The organism is Veronia pacifica, assembly GCF_001707825.1.
GTDB classification, from domain to species: domain Bacteria; phylum Pseudomonadota; class Gammaproteobacteria; order Enterobacterales; family Vibrionaceae; genus Veronia; species Veronia pacifica.
This window is the reverse complement of the sequence record NZ_LYBM01000013.1, coordinates 16,452-39,421: the sequence shown is the minus strand read 5'-3', so window position 1 is coordinate 39,421 and position 22,970 is coordinate 16,452. Positions and strand designations below refer to the sequence as shown.

Below are 22,970 nucleotides of genomic sequence, written 5' to 3'. Positions count from 1 at the left end.
AAACCAAAAGAAAAGAGCAAATGCTTTCAGCGTTACGGCAATCTTACTCCGTTGCTTGAATGCGCTAATGTCTGATAGAAATCAGCCACCCTCGTGGTCATGTGTTAACTTGCCGGATCATATCAAGCGTGATATCGGCTTGTTAAAATAAAGTATGAGATATAAAAAAAGCCTGTCCTAGACAGTTTTTTATATCTGTATGCCACTGATACTGGACAAAAAAATGGCTCTTCGTCAGTATAACGTTTTAGTTACAACTCATTGTAGGAAATATCATGGGATTATTTTCATGGTTGTTTGGTGAAAAAGAGAGCGAGAGATCAGTCGATCCAATCGAATACAAAGGATTTCTCATATATTCAGAGCCTAAGAGCGAAGGAGGTCAGTACAGGATCAGTGGTCGTATCTGTAAAGAGACAGACGGTGAACCAAAAATCCATCATTTTATTAGGTCGGACATTCTCCCATCAGAGAGTGCCGCATCTGAGCTTATGGTTAACAAGGCGAGGATGTACATCGACCAAATGGGTGACAAGATGTTTGATTAGCCCCGCCCGATATTACGTTGGGTTTGTTTTTCGAAGTTTTAATGTTGTTTTTAATTATCGTTTAATGTTTGAGAATGTCATTATTTAATGCTTTTTTTCAACTGGTTAGATGATAAAAAGATATTGTCGCTTGTTTGTTACATAACTACATTTTCAAACGCGGATCGGCTTCGTTAGCTTACATATATATGAAGTTTATGAATTATTCCAACAAATAGGTTGTTGAGTTCGGGTTCGTTGGTTAAAAATGGAACAATTATTTAAGCCAATAGTCAGGGATAAACTATGCAAATTGGTGTGCCAAAAGAAATACTCGCCAATGAGACGCGGGTAGCTGCGACGCCAAAAACGGTTGAGCAGCTTATAAAAATGGGTTTCAGTGTTGTCATTGAAACAGGTGCCGGCAACTTAGCGAGCTTTGATGATGCGTCATACGAAGCTTCAGGTGCTGTTGTTAAAGAAGCCAAAGATGTCTGGAAATCAGACATTATTTTTAAAGTAAACGCCCCTAACGCAGACACCAAAGTAGGTGTCAATGAAATTGATTTACTTAACGATGGCGCGACATTGGTGAGTTTTATCTGGCCTGCTCAGAATGAGCCGCTGATGGAAAAGCTCTCAGAAAAAAATATCAATGTCATGGCGATGGACTCCGTGCCTCGTATCTCAAGAGCACAGGCTCTCGATGCATTGAGCTCAATGGCGAATATCGCGGGTTATCGCGCAGTCGTTGAATCCGCACACGAATTTGGCCGATTCTTCACTGGGCAAATTACAGCAGCGGGCAAAGTGCCACCTGCAAAAGTCTTCGTAGCGGGAGCGGGTGTTGCTGGACTCGCAGCGATAGGAGCGGCTGGTAGTCTGGGTGCAATTGTTCGCGCTTTTGATGTCAGACCTGAAGTGAAAGAACAGGTTGAGAGCATGGGCGCTGAGTTTCTTCAGGTACAGTTTGAAGAAGCGGCAGGAAGCGGTGATGGCTATGCCAAAGAAATGTCAGACGACTTTAATAAAAAGGCAGCAGAGCTATACGCAGAACAAGCAAAAGACGTCGATATTATCATCACCACCGCCTTGATTCCCGGCAGACCTGCGCCGAAATTGGTTACCAAGGAGATGGTAGATTCAATGAAACCGGGCAGTGTCATTGTTGACCTTGCTGCGGCTAACGGCGGAAACTGCGAATATACCGTCGCTGACAAAATCATTACGACCGATAACGGCGTAAAAATTATCGGTTACACCGATATGGTTGCCCGTCTTCCTACCCAGTCATCTCAGCTCTACAGTACAAACCTTGTCAATTTGATGAAGTTACTCTGCAAGGAAAAAGATGGCAACATTGATGTCGACTTTGATGATCAAGTGATACGTGGTGTCACCGTCATCAAAGAGGGTGAAATAACGTGGCCGGCTCCGCCTATTCAGGTATCAGCTCAGCCACAGCAAGCGAAAGAAGAGAAGCCAGCAGTTGTCATTAAAGAAGACAAACCTATGGCTCCCGAGAAGAAATACGGCCTTATAGCAGCGGGAATAGCGGCATTTGGTTGGGTTGCCAATTCAGCACCAGCAGAGTTCCTCTCTCACTTTACTGTCTTCGTTTTAGCCTGTGTGGTGGGATATTATGTGGTATGGAATGTTACTCATGCACTTCATACACCATTAATGTCTGTGACGAACGCGATATCAGGGATCATTATCGTTGGCGCAGTGTTGCAGATTGGGCAGGGCAACGGATTAGTGTCCTTTCTTGCCTTCATAGCCGTTCTTATAGCAAGCATAAACATCTTTGGCGGCTTTACTGTCACTAAGCGCATGCTTGAAATGTTCCGAAAAGATTAAGGAGTGATCATGTCTTCTGGAATTGTTCAGGCAGCGTATATAGTTGCTGCATTACTGTTCATTATGAGCCTTGCTGGCTTGTCAAAGCAGGAATCTGCCCGTTCAGGTAACTACTATGGCATAGCGGGTATGACAATTGCCTTATTGGCAACCATCTTTGACCCATCATCTCAAGGTACCACTTGGGTGATTCTGGCAATGGTTATTGGTGGTGCCATAGGTATGCATTTCGCCAGAAAAGTCGAAATGACAGAGATGCCTGAGCTTGTGGCAATTTTGCACAGCTTTGTCGGTATGGCTGCAGTACTTGTTGGTTTCAACACCTTCTTCAATCCTGGTGAAATCGTTGCAGAGACGCCTGAAATTGCGTCCACAATGCACACAATCCACTTGGTTGAGGTGTTCCTCGGCGTATTTATCGGTGCTGTAACCTTTACCGGTTCAGTCGTTGCGTTCGGCAAGCTTCGCGGTCTTATTTCTTCTTCGCCGCTTATGCTTCCTCATCGCCACAAGCTTAACCTGGCGGCTGTGTTGGTCTCGGTTTATTTACTGACGTCATTCGTTGGAAGTGAATCGACCTTCGCACTGGTACTCGCGACTCTGATTGCCTTCGCATTTGGCTATCATTTGGTTGCCTCTATTGGTGGCGCTGATATGCCGGTTGTCGTGTCTATGCTCAACTCTTACTCAGGTTGGGCCGCCGCAGCAGCCGGATTTATGTTGTCCAACGATTTGCTCATTGTCACTGGTGCATTAGTGGGGTCCTCGGGTGCGATTCTGTCTTACATTATGTGTAAAGCAATGAACCGTTCATTTATCAGTGTTATCGCTGGTGGATTCGGCACAGACGGATCAGTATCTTCTTCGGATGAGCCGCAGGGTGAGCACAGTGAGATTTCAGCACAAGAAGTGGCTGAGTTATTAAAAGACTCACGCTCAGTGATTATTACTCCGGGATATGGCATGGCCGTTGCTCAAGCTCAGTACCCAGTGTATGAAATCACTGAAAAGCTACGTTCTCGTGGTATTGAAGTTCGTTTCGGCATTCACCCTGTTGCAGGGCGTCTTCCGGGACATATGAATGTACTGCTTGCCGAAGCGAAAGTACCTTATGACATAGTGCTAGAAATGGATGAGATCAACGATGATTTCCCGGAAACAGACACTGTACTTGTCATTGGTGCGAATGACACAGTGAACCCTGCTGCGATGGAAGATCCTGCCAGTCCAATTGCTGGTATGCCAGTGCTCGAGGTGTGGAACGCCAAGAATGTTGTTGTATTCAAGCGTTCAATGAATACCGGTTATGCGGGTGTTCAGAATCCACTGTTCTTCAAAGAAAATGCATCAATGCTGTTTGGTGACGCAAAAGAGAGTGTAGACGCTATTTCTAAGGCGATTTAAACACGCTCACCATTCAAAATATTTGTAAATTAAAGCTGGCCTCAATGTGGCCAGCTTTTTTATATGGAATAAAATTCGAGAAACAAAAAAGAGGGCGGATGTTTTGTATAAATAATGCTCGTTTCCAGAGGTTGAAGCCCTTTAAATAAGCCCCTTATAAAATCAGAAGCATATCTATTTGAACTGAATTGATTATTCAGGTAATTTTGCCCAATTCAAACTTTCGACACTTGGATGAGTAAACCCCAGATTCTGGTGTTAGTCTTTGGCTATGCGAGTATTACTTTTTCTTTCTGGTATTGTGTCACTGTCCGTATCTGCAAATGACAGCTTTCCGGAGAACTATGATCGTTTCAGGCAGCGACTGGTTGATGAAAAGCCATTAGTCAGTTATGCGTTGAACAGTATTCACAGTCAGTTCCCGCGAGCTCTGTTAGATCTGGATAGCCTATTGCCACAATCGTCCAGTTATCCACTTAATGACCTCAAACTGCTTTATCAGGCCGCGACTAAATGTAGTGGTCCTTGGCCTGTCAGTCCAGAAGTGACAGAGCCTCTGCTATTTTCACGAGCAGTTTGCAATCAAACATGGCTGCCTGCGGCATGGTTTTCCAGAACAGATCTCATTCACCCCGGGGGGGGAAGTTATGGGTTACGCTATGTGGAAATATTTCCAAGTAGAATGAATGATCTGGAGCGGTACTTCCACATTCAAGAGCGGCAAATTGCAGAACCCGAGACGTTGTTAGGTCGCCTGCAGCGGATGCCAGAGCTTGCCATTGATGCCTTGAACTCGGGCTCAGAGTTTTTTCTTTCTGGAGATGAGCTTTGGTTTAGAAAGGGTGGTGATTACTATTTATATACCCGAGAAATTTGGCAGCCTGCGTTACATTCTTTAGATCTCGATATCAGTGATGCGGCTGAAAATAGCTACTGTCTGACCAAAGTCGGCAATCTGTGTTGGAATTGGCAGGAAACGTCCTCAGAGTGGCGCCAACTGGTCGTCTTTCTCGCAATCATTAACTTATTTGGTCTTGGTGGTTGGCTATTTAACCGGTGGAGTGTAAAACGCCGACTGATCAAAGAGAGAATGGCTGTTCTTCAAATTTTGACTCATGAGCTTCGCACTCCTATTGCCAGTCTAACAATGACTGTGGAAGGGTTTCGGAGAAAATTTGACTCATTGCCTGAAGAGTTTTACGACGAATTCAGGCGAATCTGTGAAGACAGTATGCGCCTTAAGCAGCTTGCCGAAGCGAGTAAAGACTATTTACAGTCAGGTCATAAGCCACTGGAAACTAATGAAATACCCTCTGTTAATGAGTGGCTGGCGTTTGTTTGTGACGAGCATGATGTCACATTGACCGTAAAAGAAGACAGCCCGGTTTATGTCAATATGTACTGGCTGAAAACGTCATTGGATAACCTTATTACAAATGCGCTTAAGTACGGCGTAGCGCCTGTCTCGGTGTGTGCTGAACGCCTGGATGGCAAACTGACAATCAGTGTGAGGGATCATGGCACCTTGTCAGATAAAGATTGGAAATCAATCAGAAAACCCTTTGTGTCTGAAAGTGGTCTTGGGCTTGGCCTAACCATCGTCGATGCAATGGTAAAAAGAATGGGTGGCAAACTGTCTTTTAGTGGTCCACCTACCACCTTTGTTTTGGAGATACCTTGTGACTCAGTTGACGCTGTTGCTCGTTGAGGATGATAACAACCTTGCCGATGGTCTGCTCGCCAGCCTTGAACAGGCAGGTTACAAATGCCTTCATGCAGACTGTGCCCAAAAGGTTAGCTACTATTGGGCGAAAGCTGATTTAGTGATTCTTGACAGGCAATTGCCTGAGGGAGACTCACTGGAATGGTTGCCTGAATGGAAGAAAATTAAGACGGTGCCCGTGATTTTACTGACTGCAATGGTTTCAGTCAGAGATCGTGTTGCCGGCTTAGATCGCGGTGCGGTTGACTACATGATAAAACCTTTTGCTGAAGCTGAACTTCTTGCCCGTATTCGCGTTCATTTAAGAGAAACAGAACAAGAGATAGAGGATAACGAAGAAACGGTGATTGGCAATCTGACGATTTATCCGGCGAGCCGCACTGTTCTCAGCGATCTGGGTGAGGTGATCCTCACTCGGACTGAATTCGATCTTCTGTTTTTTTTGGCAAAAAATGCAGGCCGTGTATTTACCCGGGATGAGCTTCTTGAACAAGTATGGGGATATTCTCATTACCCGACGACGAGAACTGTAGATACCCATGTCCTTCAGCTTCGACAGAAGTTACCGGATGTGGAGATTGAAACACTTAGGGGCGTCGGTTACAGAATGAGAACGATGTAGTGGGAAAAGGATATGGGGATATCTGTTTGAAGCCTTTTGTTATTGCGACCATGTTGATGACGACCGTATTACCTGTCTCTGCCAACTGGTTTAATGGTGCAGATTCTTTGATTCTCGCTCATCAAAAACTTCTTGAGGGGAACACTTCGGCTAGTTTCGATGCAATGATCGAAGTGCTGCAACGCAGTTCTCTCCCGGAAAAAGAGTCCCATGTCTCTGATTTATTAAACCTTGCTATCACGGAAGACTGTGGTCGAAGCTTAACCAAATCTAACATGCCTGATTGGTTGCCAAATCTGAGATTGCGTCGTGAGATGGTGCAGACACCAAATAGGATTTATCACCGATTGCTTATTGCGGGTGAATCTACACGACAGTTGGTTTCGGTAAAACTGAGCCGGTGGCCTGACACCACAGTTTTAGAGCGGCAGACTTTTAACCAGACAGGTAATACCTTTTCCTTTGAAGTCGATGGTTTATCATCCGCAATTTCAGCAGGCCTTTATAAACTCGATTTGCAGGTAGATGCAGCAACTAAAGATAATCAATTTGCCAACTGGTCAAGCTGGTTGATTATCACTCAGCCAACCCCACTTCAAAAGATTAGCTGGCAGGATGCACGAAGTTGGTACATCCTCCAGCAATCAGAGACAGACGCTAAATGTGAAAAACCTTATTTGGCTATTGCGTTAGAATCAAAACCTTTAGGCAGTGCGGAACCAATATGGTCGGTCGATATTCACCATAACTTGCCATCTACACTGCCAAAAATCGATGTACCTGAGGGTAGATATTGGCTATCTGTATCTCTTATAGAAAAGCGTTGGCAGGGTATTATTTCGATTGAAGAGGTTCAGCGGATTGTTAGAACGGTTGAACTACCTGATGTCGATGTTAGCAGTTTGACAACGGGAAAAAGTGGCGACAAGTTGCCCAAGTAATACGCGCAGTTATGAACGAAGAGCAGAAGACACAAACCTCTGGATACAAGGATTGAATCGCCACTGACGAGTGAACCGTCGATGGCAACTGACTGCTTGTTCAAGGTAGAATACAAAATTGAATTTACCGATCACTATTTACTGGATTTAACTCATGTTTAATATGCCAACCTTGTCTCACTCTGAACAACAGGAAGCTGCCGAGCGAATTCATGCGCTGATGGCCAAAGGAATGAGCAGCGGAGAAGCTATCCGGCAGGTCGCAGATGAGATTCGGGCGAGACAACCTCAAAACCATCAGGAAGAAGAGTAACAGAACAGCGGCCAAAATCAGGCCGCTGTTCTTTTTAGGAATATGCTATACCTGCTAATACGCACCGATAAAATTCAACGTCATTATCGAATAACGGGATCACGCATTGAATAATCGTCTTTCGCTGGCAAGAAGTTTCGCAAGAACTCGACATGAGGGACAAATGTACGGAGAGTTCCCATTTTACGTGCATTTGGATCAGGTTGAAAAGCTCGGAGAACCTTACGGGCTAAACGTGATGATTGTCAGTCATTTGCAATCACTCGTCGACGATACTACTACTCACCTCGACGAGCTTTATGCAGAGTTCGGTGAAACAATCGCTCTTGCTGTCAGCTACCTTACTTGTACGATATCAGAAGATAGGCACCACAGAACAATTAAGCAAAATGAGACCCTCAGCACCTTAGAAGGATTTGATGAGTCAGAGCGTCTTGCGTTAATTGTGAAAACCTGTGATCAGCTAGTTGATGCCAAAGCATCCCGGGTTTTTTTCCCAGAGAGATTTGTGTTGTATCAAAAAAACTATGCTGAATTCAGAGACGCTGTTTATCGTCCTGGCTTATGTGAAAAAATTTGGCTGGATTTAGACAGATTGATGGAAGTGGGGACTTTGCTGGGCAGAAAGTAAAGGACGCCTGCATCAAACTCAAATGCAGGCGTCATTATATTGATTATGCTTGATGCTTTTTATAGCTCATCATATATGGTCGGTATAGGTTGTCGTTTATGCTGAGTCGCCTGATAAATGCCAACCAGTCTTTCGATCACCGCTTCTGACACAGGCTTACCTTCCAAAAAGTCATCAATCTCATCGTAAGAAAGCTGAAGTGCATCCTCGTCTGCTTTTTGAGGGGTAAGTTCTTCCAAATCAGCGGTTGGTACTTTATCAACCAAAATCGAGGGGGCACCAAGGAATTTAGCTACTTCTCTGACCTGTCTTTTACTCAGACCAAACAAAGGTGCCAGATCACACGCACCATCACCAAACTTGGTGTAAAACCCGGTTATATTTTCTGCAGAGTGATCGGTTCCTAGAACCAAGCCACCTACTAGCCCCGCGATTTCATACTGGGCTACCATACGGGTACGTGCTTTCACATTACCTTTCACGAAATCAATTTTGCTATTTTCCGAGGGCAGTAATCCTGTCCCCTCCAAAGCTTCCAAGCCAGCACTGTGAATACCATCAACACCTTGTTTTATGTTTACGCTGACTGACTGAGACGGTTGGATAAAACGCAGAGCGAGCTGGGCTTCATCTTCATCTTGTTGGATACCGTAAGGGAGACGAACAGCAATAAACTTGAACTCATCAGTATTGTTTTCACTGTTTAGCTCATCCACTGCCAGTTGTGCCAATCGGCCACATGTTGAAGAATCAACACCGCCGCTGATACCGAGTACCAAAGACTTTGTGTTTGACGCGAGTAAGCGGTTTTTAATGAAACTGACTCTTCGGCTTACTTCATAAGCTGGATCAATTTCTGGCAGGACTCGCATTTCATCACGAATAACTTGCTCCATGGTAGGGAATTCCTCTTAGGCTTTTATGTTGTTCATCCGGGTTGTTATGTATGCCCGATGTTGTGACCGCTATGGCCCAAGTATTGAGGTCAGTATCATTGCTAAGGTAATTACGTCTTATGCTAAACACATACTACCTCTCAACACTTTAATGGTAAGCGTATGTTTAAATTTTACATTTTATTCCGATGAAGAAAACAGCAACCGATAAAAATAGCTGTAAATAGTCCCGAATGAGTTAAATATTGCTCGGTTATCCAAGAATTTAATCGGTGGGTCATCTAACTGTCGGGGATTTGGATGAAAGACTTCTGAATTACAGTGAAAAGGCTAGTGGGATAGTGTTTGTGGTTATCAAGGGGAAGTCAGCAGTATCAAAGAGGTGGCCTAAAAATATATCGATCTCTAAAACTAGGTAAGGCGATCGAGTGATTCAATAACACTTTCGCAGGTTGTTTGACTTATTGGCTGTCTGTTTGTGTATCATATTGATAAGAATTCAAGATTTATAAAAGCCATGTCAAAAACATCGACCAATACAATTGCGGTTCTCGGAAGCGCATTCAATCCACCAAGCCTAGGCCATAAAAGCATCATTAATAGATTGAAGCATTATGACAAAGTGCTTCTTGTTCCCAGTATATCTCACGCTTGGGGAAAAAAAATGGCAGACTTTACCCACCGATGCCACTGGGTAGAAGCATTTATTGATGATATCGAGCAATCGAATGTTGAGCTTAGTGATATAGAAAAGTCTCTTTTTTCAAATAATGAGCCGGTTACAACGTGGCAAGTATTATCATCACTGTCAGAGTCTTATCCTACTTCCGACATTACTTTTGTTGTTGGACCTGACAATTTACTCAAGTTCGCTAATTTCCATAAAGCTGAAGAGATCACCAAAAGATGGAATGTTTTGGCCTGTCCGGAGACTCTGGCGATAAGGAGCACAGATATTCGTAATGCACTTTGCCAAAAAGAAGAGATTAGCCATTTGACGACTCCTGGTGTTGCTGAGCTACTAAAGAAATTTTCGTTTTCTGATTAGCGATGATGAGCGGTAGGAGAGGAGACCATTGTGATAGTGTGAAATTCTCGTTTTAGTGGGTTAGCTGCACGCCGCAGCTAACCGTAATTATATACTCTAAATCCCACAAGTATTTTTGCTGTGCTGCTTGGCTAGAGGCTGATTTCTTTTAAGCTCTCCACAACTTTATCTTCTCCTACCTGATGCATTTCGGCAATTTGCTTGGTTTTTTTTCCTGAGCGAGACAGTCTCAACCACTCTCGTGATTGAATTAAATCAAAAAGTTGTTGAGGTAAAAGGTGCGTTTTTTGTTGGCATAAGTCTGCCATTTCCGAATTTTTCGCAGATTCAGGTAGTTGCAACTCTATTTTAGTGACGCTGTCACATATGATGCGAACGAATCTATTAATTGTTTGTTGCTCTGTACTGATGTTATCAAGAGTGGCTTCACACTCACTAAGTTGGTCTCTCAGTACTCTCAGCAGTCTTCCCTGTGCCGTTTGCCACTCAGGCTCGAACGTTGTTTTAGACAACTCAGTAAAAATGGCTGTTGTTACCTGTGACGGTGTCACATATCCAGCTGTTTCGGGTAGTGAATAGGTATTGCGAAGAGAAAATGTTGCCTCACTAAAAGTAGTCAAAGGGAGCGCGGTAATAGAGTAGAGTGCGCCAGTAGGCAGCCAAAAACATTGCGATTGTCCCACAAAGTACTCAGTCTTCCCTAAGCGAACTATCAGTGCACCGTTGTGAACAAACAGAAGAGTATGAAAGGGAAACTTTTTACGTGCAGTAAGAATTAGGTGAGAAGCGACCTTATGGCTAAACTCAATAGCTTGTTTCATGTTCTATCTCTCAGATGAGTGAGCTGCACATACTCTGCAGTTTTATTGCCCAGATCAAGCATTAGCGTCGTTCCAATATTTGAATGTTCACATTTCGTGCAAATTCAATAACAATGTAATATAAGACCTCCAACCAGTAAGGTTTCAGGTCTTATATAAATGAGACGAGTCCAATTACTGCGTACAATGGTGCGGAACCAATAAAATAAGTGAAAGAACGTGCATTCTAAAAACGATACCTATTTCGACATTCGTCCTTATAACGACGAGGAAGTCTCTCCAGCACTTCATAGATTGATTGACGATAAAGAATTTATCACCGCAATATTAACATATCGCTTTCCAGTACTTGTCCGACATTTTCCGTGGTTTGGAGAACTGCTACTTAAGCAGTATCTGAAGATGAGATGGTCAAAGATTCAGACGATTAATGATGTGCAACTCCAGGTTGCCAAATACATGCGAGCGATGATTAGCTCAACGACTGACGGTTTGACATATAGCGGACTGGATAAGCTTGATCCTAACAAAGGCTATTTGTTTGTCTCAAATCACCGAGATATCGCGATGGATCCTGCAATGGTTAATTGGTGTCTCCATTTAGAGGGAAGGGATACAGTAAGGATTGCGATTGGCGATAATTTATTGAAAAAGCCATGTGCTACTGAATTAATGAAGCTTAACAAGAGTTTTATTGTGAAACGCTCTGCAAAAGGTCCTCGTGAAATGATGAAAGCGCTTGGACAATTATCTTCTTATATTAAGCATTCGCTGGACGAAAAACAGTCCATATGGATTGCGCAAAAAGAGGGGCGTGCGAAAGACGGAAACGATAAAACTGATCCTGCGATCCTAAAAATGTTCCATGTAGAGGGACGCCGCCGAAAAGAGAGTTTTTCAGAGTACATTGCGTCGTTGAATATTGTGCCTGTATCTATCAGTTATGAAAATGACCCTTGTGATTTGGCCAAGGCTAACGAACTGCACCAAAAATCAGTCGATGGTGAATACGAGAAGGGTGAGTTTGAAGACATCGAGAGTATTGTACAGGGTATTGTCGGCCACAAAAGAAAGATTCATGTGGCGTTTGGCAGTGTCATCTCTGGTGATATCGATAGTCCTGCAGACCTTGCTGAAGAAATAGACCGCCAGATTTGCGCCAACTATAAACTCTTTCCAAATAATTATATTGCGGCTGACATCGACCATGAATCAGTAACCTCACATGACAAAGAGTTGTTTGCCAGCAAACTAAGCACAATGCCAAACGGAATCTCGGATATTGTTCGTCAGATGTACGCAATACCTGCGGAAAAAAAGGCTCATTAAAATAGATAATTAAACGAAAGCTATCTGCAAAGGCCATGTGACAACGTCACATGGCCTTTTTTTCTTGTGCTGGTTATAAAAAGATACAGTGTCACGTTTCATCCATCACAATTGGTTGATTAGAAAATTTATGAAGGCTTCGCAGACATTCGGAATATCTTGAGTGTCTGGATAAATCAGATAAAGCGATGACGTTGACGTGTTCGTCAATTCATCTAATAGGCTCACCAGGTGGCCCTCTCTAATTTTTTCGTTAACGAGGTGAGCGGGTAGGTAACCAATTCCACAATGTTGTTCTACCGCGATTAATACATCTTCACAATTTTCCAGCTTAATATTTCCCTCGACAAATAGCGCTTTCATTTTTTCGTGTTGGCTTGTCCTCCAACCCTGTTGGATCGAAGCTTGTCTTGATTGGGTGGCAATACAATTAAATTGTGATAAATCAGCGTGTGATTTTGGCCTGCCATTTTTATCGATGTATTTCTTTGATGCAACCAAGCGAAGAGGGTAACGAGTGAGGCGTAATGATTTCACTGAGGATGGTGGTGACGGTAACACGGCAAGGTGGAAAATAGGGTCGAACTCGTGGCGATGTGTTTGTCTTATAAAATGAAAACGAACATCGGGATATTGAGTCTGAAAAGGGGAGGTTAGTGCCATGGCTTGCTGGAGAGTCACATTCTCGTCTAGGTAAAGGTCAATATTACCCGTCTCGGTTTGCTCGAAACGTTGAACAGAGCATTCAGCTTCATCAAAAAGCTGCAAGATTTTAATACCATGTGCGGCGTATTGTATCCCTGTTTCAGTAAGTGATACTGATCTGGTATTTCGATTTACCAGAGGAATACCCAGCCTATCTTCCAGTGCGCGTACTTGCTTGCTTACCTGAGATTTAGATATACCGAGTCGATTACCAGCCCGGGTAAAATGCTGTTCTTTAGCCAGCATGGTAAACACTACTAACTGCTCTAAGTGATCAAGCGTTCCTTTTTTCACATTGAATTCCTTCTCTGAGTCTCAGCGTTCTGACATACAAAGCAGAGCAACTCTTCGATACTTTCATTTAAGTATGAAAGAAACGCTTCATGATTTGTGACAATCATACTGAAAGTGTTTACACACTTACTTACATGATATTCTTAAATGGAATACCATGACAGTGTTGTGAAATTAACTTACAGTTTGAGTTTTCACCATATCTAAAATGTTATCAGACTGAGAGTTCATCGTTTCCTCATGGAAACAAAAATCCAATCTGTGTAACGAAATATTTTGAGCATGGGGAGGAATCTAAGTTTGTAATGAAGTTGTCATTTTAGTGAGGCATATTAATGTGTTAACTATCATTTTTACATCAGAGTGTTTTTCCTTTCCTAGACCATTCCACTGCAATGCAAAACAACATTTTTCTTGTTAAATGCGCGCATAGGCAGAACATCGAGTCGACGTTCAGTTGCCTCTTCTTCGAATGCCTTGATAGGAGATCACGAATACAGGAGGTATGAATGTTTGAGGTGTTTTATCGCTTCTTACTATTAGGTTGTATGAGCTTCGGTGGTCCGGTTGCTCACATAGGGTATTTTCAAAGAGAATTTGTTGATAAAAGAAAGTGGCTTTCTGATGAGGAATTTGCCAGTGCATTAAGCCTGTGTCAGTTTTTGCCGGGCCCGGCGAGCAGTCAGATGGGAATGTATATTGGCCATAACAGGGCAGGGTTTTCTGGGGCACTGATGGCTTTTATCGGTTTCACTCTTCCTTCTGCTGTTTTGTTAACCCTTTTAGCTGTATCAACCTCATCAACATCAGGTGATGCTCCTTGGCTTGTAATGTCGATCGGTGCTGCAAAATTACTCGCTGTGGTCGTGGTCGCCGATGCGATATGGACCATGGGTAAAAAGTTTGTTCACAGCTTTGCTACTGTTGCGGCGTGTATACTGACGGCAGTTTGGATCCTCTGGCAAAGCGGCCTAGTTGCACAGCTGATGCCCATCATAATGTGTGGTGTTGTCGGAGCACTTTTCTTATCAAAGAAACCCAAGAGTTCTGAGAGCGAAAGAAAGTCTTCAGTATCTTCATCGCTGACCATACCACTGTTCATCATTTTTGCTCTGCTACTTATCTTACCCGTGTTACTTCCATCTTCTTCCCCGGTGAACGTGTTTCATTACTTTTATCAGGCTGGTAGTTTTGTTTTTGGTGGTGGTCATGTCGTATTACCACTTTTACAGCCAATAATAGGTGACAGCGTAACTGGTACTGCACTCGTTGAGGGATATGCTGCTGCACAATTAGTTCCTGGCCCTATGTTCACTGTTGCCAGTTATGTCGGGGCATCGTTTCAAGGCGTCGATCCGTATCTCGGCAGTTTTATTGCTACGCTCGCAATCTTTCTCCCGGGCGCTTTGCTACTTTTCGCTGCAATGCCGGTATGGCAGAAAGTTATGCTGAATCCGGCATTCGCAGGGGCTGTGACCTTAATCAACGCTGCAGTGGTTGGGTTACTGTTGGCGGCACTGTACCAACCTGTATGGATAAGTGCGGTAAATAACATTAGTGATATCGTCGTTGTGTCGATTGCATTCCTCATCATGCGTAAATATCAGTTTTCAGTGTTTTGGTTACTGGCTGCGATGCTGGTGTATAAGCTGGTTTTTTCTATGATTCTGTAGTTATCGGAATAGGTGGACCTTAATGGTCCATTTATTTAAATCATTTAACGCACTATAACTATATATCTAATCATAAAATGATCAAACAAACGGCGAAAAATCCTAAAGGTCTATCAAAATAATGATTTCATTCCTTAAAACTCCCAACGGTGCGCTTTCCCCGTATCTGCAGCGTGCTGTGCAAGCTCAATGGCATATATAACCTTAGTCGCATCCTCAGCATTTATCGGTGAAGGTTTTCCATCGATAATAGCTTCAGCCAATCTAGCGAAAAGCTCGGAATAACAGCCACGTTCAAGTGCGATATCTCTGGTTTCTTTACCATCGCCAACTTCTATTGTGCCTGGATGATTTTGGACACCAAAATCAGGAGCTGAGGTACTCAAACCCGCTCTTAGTTGCTTTTCTTGAATATCAACACCGTAGCTGGTGAAAGTGGCGATAGTTCCTTGTACCTCGAATCTAAGGCCATGTCCGGAACGAAACGGACTTGAACCAAGAATGACTTCTTTATCGGAGTAATGGAGTACCACACGGAAATAATCTACCGCTTGTGATTCCGGTCGCATGGCATGAGAACGGGCAGAAATAGCAGATGGATCACCAAAAAGGAGAAGTGCTTGGTCGATTAAATGAGAACCGAGGTCAAAAAGCATACCTGTTCCTGCACCCGGTAGTTCTCGCCAGCGACCTGAAACATTTGGTCGATAGCGATCAAAATGCGATTCAAATAGCCGTACTGACCCCAGCTCACCCGACTCAATAAGTGATTTAACAGTCAGGAAATCGCCGTCCCAGCGACGATTTTGAAAAGGACATAAGATTTTATTCCTTTCCCTTGCAATTTTAATAAGCTGAAGGCCTTCGCCAGAACGAATAACAAAAGGCTTTTCCACAAGCACATGGCAGTCAGACTCCAGAGCCTGTTTAGCGTAATTGAAGTGAGTATCATTGGGGGAAGTAATAACGATCAGGTCGAGCTCAGACTTAAGCAGCATCTCTTCTATCGTGGAGTAACAACTTGCAGTTGGCAGTACGGCTTCAACCTCATTAGGTCTACTACTCACGACTGCGGTGATAGAAAGCTCTGATAGGGCAGAGAGAAAGGGTATGTGAAATATTGTGGAAGAGACTCCGAATCCAATTAATCCTGTACGAATCATAACGCGCCCCAGATACATAGATACCGTATGCAGAATATACGACATCACAATGCCAGTGTCAGTACGATTACGACCTGATGTATACCCAAAGACTCATCAAAACGTGAGGTGAGACTCAGAAATATCGCGTATTAATTGTAATCAGTGATTTGGTGTGGAGAAATACACTCACTTTCTGATGACGGAGTTTACGCCTAAATGATTTGCTAACCCCTTACAATCTAATTCATTTTTAGTTTTTTTAGGGTTTGGTGGGCGTAAACCACATCTATCTCATATCTGTTTTCAGGCACTTGCCTGTTCATTCTCTGTATAGAGCACATGCTGCCCACAGCCCTACTTATTTCGATAAGGAGGCGCTATGCCATTAGTTATTTTTCAGAATGTTACATTTCAATTTGAAAATGGCGAATCACTATTTCCACCTTTAAATTTCTCACTCAACGCAAAACTGACAGGCCTGGTAGGAAGAAACGGTTGCGGTAAATCTGTTGTCGCCAAACTGCTGATTGGAGAAAAGCAACCCATATCAGGTACTGTTATTCGTCCACAACAATGTGGTTACTCAGCGCAGTTCCATGACTACGAGCAATCTGTGTCTGTTACTGATGGCGGCGACAGTAAGAAATACGCCGAATTGACGCTAGCTAACTTCCTCGGCGTAAACCAGAAGCTTGATGCTTTGAGACGAATAGAGCAGGGCAGTTGCGATATTTCTGACTTTGAAATGATTGCTGATGACTGGTCCGTGAGGGAGCATATTGATGATTTGTTGACTGAACTCAGATTGGAAAGCTGCGCAATGACTACACCAATGTCCTCATTGAGTGGCGGGCAAAGAACTATTCTAGGCTTATGGAAGCAATTTGAGTCAAGTAAGAGCTTATTGGTCTTAGATGAGCCTTCTAATCACCTAGATATTGATGCCAAGCACTGGCTGATCAACAAGATAAAAAACTATGAAGGGAAGATTTTGTTGATTAGTCATGACAGGCTCCTACTGGAACACTGTGATGAGATCCTTCATCTCGATGATATGGGTATTCGAAAATACTCGGGATCTTACAGTGACTATATCGCTATGCGAAAAATAGAGCAGGATGCGTTTGAAAAGCGCTGTTTGGACGCCGATAAAGCCTGTAAGAGAGCTGAGCGACAACTGCAAGATAACAAGGAAAAAGCGCAAAAGCGTGAAAAGGCGGGAAATAAGAGAGTGAAATCTTCGTCTCACGGAAAGATGCTAATGGGTTATATGAAAAATTCAGCAGAGGCGCGACGTGGGAACCAACAGAATAAAGATAATCAACGGTTGCTGAAGTTGAAGGAAAAAAAGAAAAAGCTCGACTGCCTCAAGGCAGAGATCTGCCAGCAACATTTGGCCTTTGGTAATTATTGGCATCACAAAGATCACGTCGTGATACTTAATGATGTCAGGCTGCCATACGGCACATCCAACAAAGTGACAATGTCACTAAGAGGTGGGCAAAAATTATTACTTTCTGGCGCTAATGGAAGCGGTAAATCGACCCTACTTAAAGTGTTAAGGGGGGAGTACTCAGCGCTTAGTGGAGAGGTAGCTTGCTCACTTTCAACTTTATATCTTGACCAGAACATCAGCGTCCTTGATGCAGATAAGGGCATGCTAGACAACTTATGTATGTTGTGTCCCGGTGTGAGCGTATCAGATGCTCGTCATTTCCTAGCTCAAGCTGGATTTCGTGGTGATAGTGTATTTAAAGAAGTCTCCTCTTTAAGCGGAGGCGAACGAATGAAACTGACGCTCGCAGCGATGAGTAACAGCAAAGAGCCAACCATATTGCTATTGGACGAACCGGACAACCACTTAGATATCGATTCGAAAATTATGTTGTCACGAGCTATTCGGGACTATGAAGGGAGTGTATTGCTTGTCAGTCACGATCCTGACTTTATCTCGGACTGTGGGATTTGTCATACCTACAATTTAATAAGTGACAATGTCACAAATACAATAAGGAAAGAGGCCGATCTGTGTAATACATAAAGTGGCCCAACTATATTTCAATTTACCCCATAACAACAGGGTGACCCCTTTCGGGGTGGCGAAAAACATCCACTGGCCAGCGATATACACGTTGAATAATATCGCTGGTTATCACTTGGTCTGGATCACCATCCGCAATAATAAATCCACCATTTAGCATGATAATCCTATCTGCATATTGAGCGGCCAAATTTAAATCGTGTATCACAGCAATGACTGCTCCACCACTGGATGCAATCTCTCTGGCAAGTCGCAGTGTCTTGTGTTGATGACTGAGGTCGAGCGCAGATGTAGGTTCGTCAAGTAGCAGAATTTTGTCATGCTTCGCCTGAGATATTTGTGTTAACACTCTGGCAAGATGAACACGCTGCTTCTCTCCGCCAGAGAGGGTGGGGTAAATACGTCCCGCAAGATGGAGAACGTCTGTTTTTTCCATATACTCATCAGCAATCTCGGCCAGAGCCTGTTGGCTCACAGATAAGGACAGTCCACCCATTTCAACCACTTCACGTACATTAAAGGCAAAGCTTAGATCGCTGGATTGCGGTAAAACGCCCAGGAACGATGCACGATTTTGTGGAGTCCATTCGTCAATATCTTTGTCATGAAGACAGATACTCCCGTTGCCTTTCCATTCCTGACTGAGTAATTTCAGTAGGCTACTTTTTCCCGTACCGTTAGGACCGAGGATAATGGTTAATTCGCCTTTTCGAAAACGTGTTGTGATATCAGAAATAATATCATTTCCACCCAGAGTCAGGCTCAATCCCTGAACTGAAACTGCCATCAGCGTAACCTTCCTCGTTGTTTAGCCAGAAGACCGATAAAGAATGGTGCACCAAGAATTGCTGTGACAATACCAACAGGCATGTCCATTGGTGCCGCGATAGTTCGTGAAATCATGTCAGCTATCAGTAGTAACAGCGCGCCAAGTATCATCGAAACAGGAAGAAGACTCCTATGATCTGGGCCAGTGAAAATGCGCCCTAAATGCGGAACGATGAGACCAATAAATCCGATCATCCCTGAAAGTGACACCGTCACACCAACACCAATTGCCGTGAGGATAATGAGATTTCGCTTCAATGACTGGATATTGATCCCTAGGTGACGGGCTTCGGCTTCACCCAGTAATAGGGCATTAAGCTTTGCTGCATCCCTCCGAAAGCAGAAGAAGAGAATAAATAAGGTCGTAAACGCGAGGACTAAACCGGGCCAACTTGCACCTGACAGAGCTCCCATGGTCCACATTGTAAAGTCACGCAGTGCCTGATCATCAGCAAAGTAGGTCATTAGCCCGATGCCAGCTCCTGCGAGTGCAGCGACGGCAACGCCAGCAAGCAACATAACGGTAACAGATGTCCCTGTTGGTCCAGAGCCAAGTCGATATATGAGAAGTGTGGTGACAGCTCCGCCAATAAAAGCAAAAACAGGAACAGTACCAAACTTGAGTAACATAGCGCTCTCGGCGGCAAGACTGCCGAAAATAATAACAGCGAACGCAGCACCGAGAGACGCACCAGCTGAGACCCCGATAATACCGGGGTCGGCGAGAGGATTTCTGAATAATCCCTGCATGACAGTACCGCACATTGCCAATATGGCTCCTACACTTAGTGCCAGTAGCGTTCTTGGCAATCTAACCTGCTGTATAATCACTTCGATGTGCGTAGGAAGCGAAGTTTCCATCGGCAACAGTGCTTTTAGACTGTCAACGAAGGAAATATCCATTGGTCCCAGCGTTACCGAACTGACCACTGCAACATACAAGGCAAAGCCTGAGATGATCAGTAGCCACTTCACAGGCACTCGCCTGCCATGCACGATATTCATTATTTCAATCCGTCAGCATTTTTCCTGAACATTTCGTTCATTGAATACGCAAGATTCAGGCTCTCAATCCCGAAGCCACCAAGAATAGCCTCTGTTGGAACAGGAAGAATACGCCCCTTCATTCCCGCTGGTGTTGCTCTCAGTAATGGATAGGCATTTAATACGGCCTCAGCGTTGTTCATTTCGCGCCATGTTCTTTCTGAGATAAGGATATATTCCGGTCCCATGTCGACAATGGCTTCATACGACAACGCTTTATAAGAGTCGATACTGGCTGCGGCTGGGTTGTTTCCACCCGCGAGATCTATCACTGTGTTGATAGTGGTTTTATCACCAGCAACATGAGTAGCTCGCTCTCCTGCCATCATCATGAACAAAACATTTGGCTGGTTTGAGGGCTTTTCCTTAGTCAGTGCCTTCATTCGTGATGACACTTCCGCCTTGATCAATTCAGCTTTTTCTTGTTTGTTTGTCAGTGCTGCAAGACTGTCTATACGTTGATTAAACTCTTTCAGCGTATGGCCTTCTGGTAATGTACTGACAGTTACACCGCTGGCTTTGAGTATATCCAGTGTGCTGTTGGGGCCCATTGCTTCTGACCCGATGAGGTGTGTGGGGGACAGCGCAAGTAATCCTTCAGAAGATAACTGCCTGTGATAGCCAACCTGAGGAATGTTGTCTCCCTCAATATAACTTCGGCTTGTCAGGTCGACAGCAACCAGTTTGTCCTGTGCACCAAGAGCATAGATTAACTCAGTGACACCAGAACCCGCGCTGATAATACGCAATGGCTCTGCAATGGCCGTTGAGGTGGTAAGTAATGACCCAGCCAGTGCTATTCCCTTAATAAATTGTAGCGCTTTTGTTTTCATGTCTTATCTTCTTCCATAACGATATTAGTGGCATCTATGTTGTTTGTCTGTAAAAACGCCAGTAGCTTAAGCATCCTTTCAACACTGGCGTCTTTATCAGGGGCGATAATCACCTTCCGGTCAGGATATCGGGCAACAGTCTCCTGAATTTGACCGGCGAATAATGCCCACTGCGAAAATGCTTTTCCTTCAATCGCCCAATGAGGTTCTTCAGCGAGTATGTTTATTGTGACAACGTCACTATCTGTTACTGAGAGAACACTTTTCTCATTTGTCGATGGAATGGTTACTTCCATCGTCTTTATCTGAACGCTGGCAGTGAGCAATAAAAAGACCATGACGATAAAGAGAATATCGAGGAGGGGAGTCAAATCGACGCCAAATGACTCTTTCTGGCTATCGCTAGCGTGGCTTATCATCTACCTGCCTCCAGCGCAACGGTGCGGTGGCCATCAATATTATGGTCACGCTCTTTGTGCTCAGCGTCATGTCCCGAGATTATAAGGTTACAGTGGTTCATAACATGCTCAGCTTTGTTTAGTCTTCGCTCAGCGTAAAGCTGGAAGAGCTGTGAACAAGCGATAGCTGGTAGTGCAAGCATCAGACCCGCAGCAGTGGTTGACATAGCAAGGCCAAGACCATCTGCAAGTACTGCTGGCGTCACTGAACCTGTACTTTTGCCAATACCCTGGAACATTTCCATCAGTCCAAGTACCGTGCCGAGTAAACCAACCAATGGACTTATCACACCAATAATATTCATTAGCTTGAGACCAGCGAAAAAGCGTGCCCGCTGTTCCTGAAGCCAGATAACGGCGATTTCCTCACGTTGTGCTTTTTCTGTCTGATGGTGGCGCAGTAACAAGCCGACGCCCTTGTTCGTCAAGCTTCGCTGACGGGACAGGGCTTCGCCTTTGTCTAAGACTGTCTGCGTGTTGTCGATATTGAGTGCTTTTATCTGCTTTTGAATGTTAATAGAGCCGACAGAGGCGTTCAGTAAAAAGAAAATCGTACGTTCAATAAGCAGCATCAAAAGGATGAAAGAAAGCGCAGTCAGCGGCCAAGTCATTAAACCAAGCTGAGACTGAATAGATGAAATAAGTTGTGCAAATGTCATGATTAATCCAATTTAAAATGTACCGGAATTCGAACACGGTGTGCAATTGCGACGCCGTTTTGAGCGATTCCTGAAAATTTCCAGTTTTTGATAGCTTTCAACGCGGCTCTATCGAGTTGAGAATGGCCGGATGAGCGAAGTAAAACGTGTTTGACCTGTTCGCCGCTTTGACTCAACCACACTTCAACCAACAATTTCCCTTCGAGTCCGCGACGTCGTGCGCTCCTCGGATATCTTGGTGGGATAGGCTTGACCTTATAGGTCGGCTTTTCCACCAAGAGCGGTTTACCGTCTGACTTCTTCACGATATCAATATTTGACTTGCTATCGACTTTTGTCTCTGCTTTCTCGCTGACCGGCTCACTTCTAGCCACTTCTATTTTTTTCTGTACGACTTTTTTAGGCTCTTCCTTTTTGACTACCTTTTTAGGCAAAGGCTTCTTTTTAATCTCAGCTTTCTTTTCATCCGCTTTTTTTGCAACTATTACTTTTTGCTGTTTTGCCTCTGTCGGCTTGGGCTTAGCCTTGGCCTTCGCTACAACAACCTTTCTTGGTTTTTTATCAGGCTGAGGTTTATTCTTCGTTTCCACTATTTTTTCAGGCTGATTTACTTTTTTAGCTGGTACAGGCTGTTTTGTTAATAACTGCGGTTTTTTTGTTGGTATTTCTTCTGGAGCTTCAGGCTCAGGAATAGTCTCTTTCTGTGCAGTTTTCTCTTTTATCTCCTTTGGGGGCAGGGGGTTAGTAACATCTGCTTCAGGCTGCTTTCTAGCAACAGAAACAATACTGATATTTATACTTTTACCTGACTTTTGCTCCATGTGTATGACAGGTTTTTCTGGTGGTGAAAAAGAAAGAACAACACCGTGTATAACCAATGAAATAACACCACATATCAGGTACCTTGTGGCACTCACACTCTCTCCTGAAAGTATTCAAATCATGACTCTTTTTTATTATGCACGTAATGTAAATAATATCAATTATCATTTACATTACGGCTGGTAGAGAATATTATTGCCTATTCTGTCGGGCTAACGTATTAAGCAACTGGCCTTATTGAGGCTAAGTTCTCACAAATGAGATAAATGAAATATGTTGCATCCTAGGTGATGACGCTATTCTTTAGGCCGAGAGTAAAAATAGTAGACAGTGACGTCGAAAACGAAAGTTCA

At 43.9% G+C, this 22,970-nt stretch carries 21 protein-coding genes and 2 pseudogenes; 13 read left to right on the top strand and 10 right to left on the bottom strand.

The features are described from left to right. The first annotated feature begins 275 nt into the window (after positions 1–275). The 9 genes and pseudogenes from A8L45_RS08985 (at position 276) to A8L45_RS08955 (ending at position 8,021) form a co-directional block, all read left to right on the top strand. Positions 276–548: an HlyU family transcriptional regulator gene (locus A8L45_RS08985; RefSeq protein WP_068901420.1), complete on the top strand. Its 273-nt coding sequence runs from the start codon at positions 276–278 to the stop codon at positions 546–548. 285 nt (positions 549–833) lie between these two features. Continuing rightward, positions 834–2,387 (top strand): Re/Si-specific NAD(P)(+) transhydrogenase subunit alpha, encoded by a 1,554-nt coding sequence (locus tag A8L45_RS08980; protein ID WP_068901418.1) that lies wholly within the window; start codon positions 834–836, stop codon positions 2,385–2,387. Between the two features lie 9 nt (positions 2,388–2,396). Beyond that, entirely contained in the window at positions 2,397–3,791 is a 1,395-nt protein-coding gene (gene pntB / locus A8L45_RS08975) for a Re/Si-specific NAD(P)(+) transhydrogenase subunit beta (protein ID WP_068901415.1), read from the top strand. Positions 3,792–4,062: 271 nt separating this feature from the next. Beyond that, entirely contained in the window at positions 4,063–5,499 is a 1,437-nt protein-coding gene (locus tag A8L45_RS08970; RefSeq protein ID WP_068901412.1) for an ATP-binding protein, read from the top strand. Then, positions 5,471–5,822, top strand: a pseudogene (locus A8L45_RS25700) (response regulator transcription factor); the annotation flags it as partial. The gene A8L45_RS08970 and the pseudogene A8L45_RS25700, both read left to right, overlap by 29 nt. Positions 5,823–5,917: 95 nt before the next feature. After that, positions 5,918–6,136, top strand: a pseudogene (locus tag A8L45_RS25695) (winged helix-turn-helix domain-containing protein); the annotation flags it as partial. Positions 6,137–6,162: 26 nt separating this feature from the next. Continuing rightward, on the top strand, positions 6,163–7,077 hold the full coding sequence (locus A8L45_RS08960) for a DUF2861 family protein (RefSeq protein WP_139122346.1): 915 nt from the start codon (positions 6,163–6,165) through the stop codon (positions 7,075–7,077). Positions 7,078–7,231: 154 nt separating this feature from the next. Continuing rightward, complete coding sequence (locus A8L45_RS23785; protein WP_175401953.1) at positions 7,232–7,390, top strand: YoaH family protein; 159 nt, start codon at positions 7,232–7,234, stop codon at positions 7,388–7,390. 106 nt (positions 7,391–7,496) lie between these two features. Further along, on the top strand, positions 7,497–8,021 hold the full coding sequence (locus A8L45_RS08955) for a phosphohydrolase (protein ID WP_068901408.1): 525 nt from the start codon (positions 7,497–7,499) through the stop codon (positions 8,019–8,021). Between the two features lie 59 nt (positions 8,022–8,080). On the opposite strand, the gene nadE is transcribed toward A8L45_RS08955, so the two are convergent. Beyond that, on the bottom strand, positions 8,081–8,917 hold the full coding sequence (gene nadE, locus A8L45_RS08950) for an NAD(+) synthase (protein ID WP_068901406.1): 837 nt from the start codon (positions 8,915–8,917) through the stop codon (positions 8,081–8,083). A 517-nt stretch (positions 8,918–9,434) separates the two neighbouring features. Between nadE and A8L45_RS08945 the strand changes: the two genes are divergently transcribed. Continuing rightward, positions 9,435–9,965 (top strand): nicotinate-nicotinamide nucleotide adenylyltransferase, encoded by a 531-nt coding sequence (locus A8L45_RS08945; RefSeq protein ID WP_068901404.1) that lies wholly within the window; start codon positions 9,435–9,437, stop codon positions 9,963–9,965. A gap of 131 nt (positions 9,966–10,096) precedes the next feature. On the opposite strand, the gene A8L45_RS08940 is transcribed toward A8L45_RS08945, so the two are convergent. Further along, entirely contained in the window at positions 10,097–10,786 is a 690-nt protein-coding gene (locus A8L45_RS08940; protein WP_068901402.1) for a hypothetical protein, read from the bottom strand. A gap of 219 nt (positions 10,787–11,005) precedes the next feature. On the opposite strand from A8L45_RS08940, the gene A8L45_RS08935 reads away from it, so the two are divergent. Next, the gene (locus A8L45_RS08935) at positions 11,006–12,115 is read left to right on the top strand and encodes a 1-acyl-sn-glycerol-3-phosphate acyltransferase (RefSeq protein ID WP_068901400.1); all 1,110 of its coding nucleotides are present in this window, start codon (positions 11,006–11,008) and stop codon (positions 12,113–12,115) included. A gap of 105 nt (positions 12,116–12,220) precedes the next feature. Here the strand turns inward: A8L45_RS08935 and A8L45_RS08930 are convergent, their stop codons facing one another. After that, positions 12,221–13,114, bottom strand: coding sequence for a LysR family transcriptional regulator (locus A8L45_RS08930; protein WP_068901397.1), 894 nt, complete (start codon positions 13,112–13,114; stop codon positions 12,221–12,223). Positions 13,115–13,623: 509 nt separating this feature from the next. Here A8L45_RS08930 and chrA point away from each other — a divergent pair. After that, entirely contained in the window at positions 13,624–14,787 is a 1,164-nt protein-coding gene (gene chrA / locus A8L45_RS08925; protein WP_068901395.1) for a chromate efflux transporter, read from the top strand. A 134-nt stretch (positions 14,788–14,921) separates the two neighbouring features. Here chrA and A8L45_RS08920 read toward each other — a convergent pair whose 3' ends face one another. Then, the gene (locus A8L45_RS08920) at positions 14,922–15,995 is read right to left on the bottom strand and encodes a Gfo/Idh/MocA family oxidoreductase (RefSeq protein WP_245680688.1); all 1,074 of its coding nucleotides are present in this window, start codon (positions 15,993–15,995) and stop codon (positions 14,922–14,924) included. Between the two features lie 316 nt (positions 15,996–16,311). Here A8L45_RS08920 and A8L45_RS08915 point away from each other — a divergent pair, with 316 nt between their 5' ends. Next, on the top strand, positions 16,312–17,973 hold the full coding sequence (locus tag A8L45_RS08915) for an ABC-F family ATP-binding cassette domain-containing protein (RefSeq protein ID WP_068901390.1): 1,662 nt from the start codon (positions 16,312–16,314) through the stop codon (positions 17,971–17,973). A gap of 22 nt (positions 17,974–17,995) precedes the next feature. On the opposite strand, the gene A8L45_RS08910 is transcribed toward A8L45_RS08915, so the two are convergent. From A8L45_RS08910 to A8L45_RS08885, 6 genes are read right to left on the bottom strand one after another with little or no spacing between them, the layout of a single operon-like run. Then, entirely contained in the window at positions 17,996–18,760 is a 765-nt protein-coding gene (locus A8L45_RS08910) for a heme ABC transporter ATP-binding protein (RefSeq protein WP_068901388.1), read from the bottom strand. Beyond that, positions 18,760–19,806 carry a FecCD family ABC transporter permease gene (locus A8L45_RS08905; RefSeq protein WP_068901386.1) on the bottom strand — a complete coding sequence of 349 codons (1,047 nt, stop codon included), beginning with the start codon at positions 19,804–19,806 and terminating at the stop codon, positions 18,760–18,762. Before A8L45_RS08905 ends, A8L45_RS08910 begins: the two co-directional genes overlap by 1 nt. Continuing rightward, positions 19,806–20,678, bottom strand: a complete 873-nt coding sequence (locus A8L45_RS08900; RefSeq protein WP_068901383.1) for a heme/hemin ABC transporter substrate-binding protein — start codon at positions 20,676–20,678, stop codon at positions 19,806–19,808. Before A8L45_RS08900 ends, A8L45_RS08905 begins: the two co-directional genes overlap by 1 nt. Then, entirely contained in the window at positions 20,675–21,097 is a 423-nt protein-coding gene (locus tag A8L45_RS08895) for an ExbD/TolR family protein (RefSeq protein WP_068901381.1), read from the bottom strand. Before A8L45_RS08895 ends, A8L45_RS08900 begins: the two co-directional genes overlap by 4 nt. After that, positions 21,094–21,795 carry a MotA/TolQ/ExbB proton channel family protein gene (locus A8L45_RS08890; protein ID WP_245680687.1) on the bottom strand — a complete coding sequence of 234 codons (702 nt, stop codon included), beginning with the start codon at positions 21,793–21,795 and terminating at the stop codon, positions 21,094–21,096. Before A8L45_RS08890 ends, A8L45_RS08895 begins: the two co-directional genes overlap by 4 nt. A gap of 2 nt (positions 21,796–21,797) precedes the next feature. Next, a complete protein-coding gene (locus A8L45_RS08885; RefSeq protein WP_068901379.1) occupies positions 21,798–22,712 on the bottom strand; it encodes an energy transducer TonB in 915 nt (304 codons plus the stop codon). Between the last annotated feature and the right edge of the window lie 258 nt (positions 22,713–22,970).

Coding starts and splice junctions, on each gene's coding strand:
- A8L45_RS08985 (WP_068901420.1), top strand. CDS start 276: ATGGGATTATTTTCATGGTTGTTTGGTGAAAAAGAGAGCGAGAGATCA.
- A8L45_RS08980 (WP_068901418.1), top strand. CDS start 834: ATGCAAATTGGTGTGCCAAAAGAAATACTCGCCAATGAGACGCGGGTA.
- pntB (WP_068901415.1), top strand. CDS start 2,397: ATGTCTTCTGGAATTGTTCAGGCAGCGTATATAGTTGCTGCATTACTG.
- A8L45_RS08970 (WP_068901412.1), top strand. CDS start 4,063: ATGCGAGTATTACTTTTTCTTTCTGGTATTGTGTCACTGTCCGTATCT.
- A8L45_RS23785 (WP_175401953.1), top strand. CDS start 7,232: ATGTTTAATATGCCAACCTTGTCTCACTCTGAACAACAGGAAGCTGCC.
- nadE (WP_068901406.1), bottom strand. CDS start 8,917: ATGGAGCAAGTTATTCGTGATGAAATGCGAGTCCTGCCAGAAATTGAT.
- A8L45_RS08945 (WP_068901404.1), top strand. CDS start 9,435: ATGTCAAAAACATCGACCAATACAATTGCGGTTCTCGGAAGCGCATTC.
- A8L45_RS08940 (WP_068901402.1), bottom strand. CDS start 10,786: ATGAAACAAGCTATTGAGTTTAGCCATAAGGTCGCTTCTCACCTAATT.
- chrA (WP_068901395.1), top strand. CDS start 13,624: ATGTTTGAGGTGTTTTATCGCTTCTTACTATTAGGTTGTATGAGCTTC.
- A8L45_RS08920 (WP_245680688.1), bottom strand. CDS start 15,995: ATGTCGTATATTCTGCATACGGTATCTATGTATCTGGGGCGCGTTATG.
- A8L45_RS08915 (WP_068901390.1), top strand. CDS start 16,312: ATGCCATTAGTTATTTTTCAGAATGTTACATTTCAATTTGAAAATGGC.
- A8L45_RS08910 (WP_068901388.1), bottom strand. CDS start 18,760: ATGGCAGTTTCAGTTCAGGGATTGAGCCTGACTCTGGGTGGAAATGAT.
- A8L45_RS08905 (WP_068901386.1), bottom strand. CDS start 19,806: ATGAATATCGTGCATGGCAGGCGAGTGCCTGTGAAGTGGCTACTGATC.
- A8L45_RS08900 (WP_068901383.1), bottom strand. CDS start 20,678: ATGAAAACAAAAGCGCTACAATTTATTAAGGGAATAGCACTGGCTGGG.
- A8L45_RS08895 (WP_068901381.1), bottom strand. CDS start 21,097: ATGATAAGCCACGCTAGCGATAGCCAGAAAGAGTCATTTGGCGTCGAT.
- A8L45_RS08890 (WP_245680687.1), bottom strand. CDS start 21,795: ATGACATTTGCACAACTTATTTCATCTATTCAGTCTCAGCTTGGTTTA.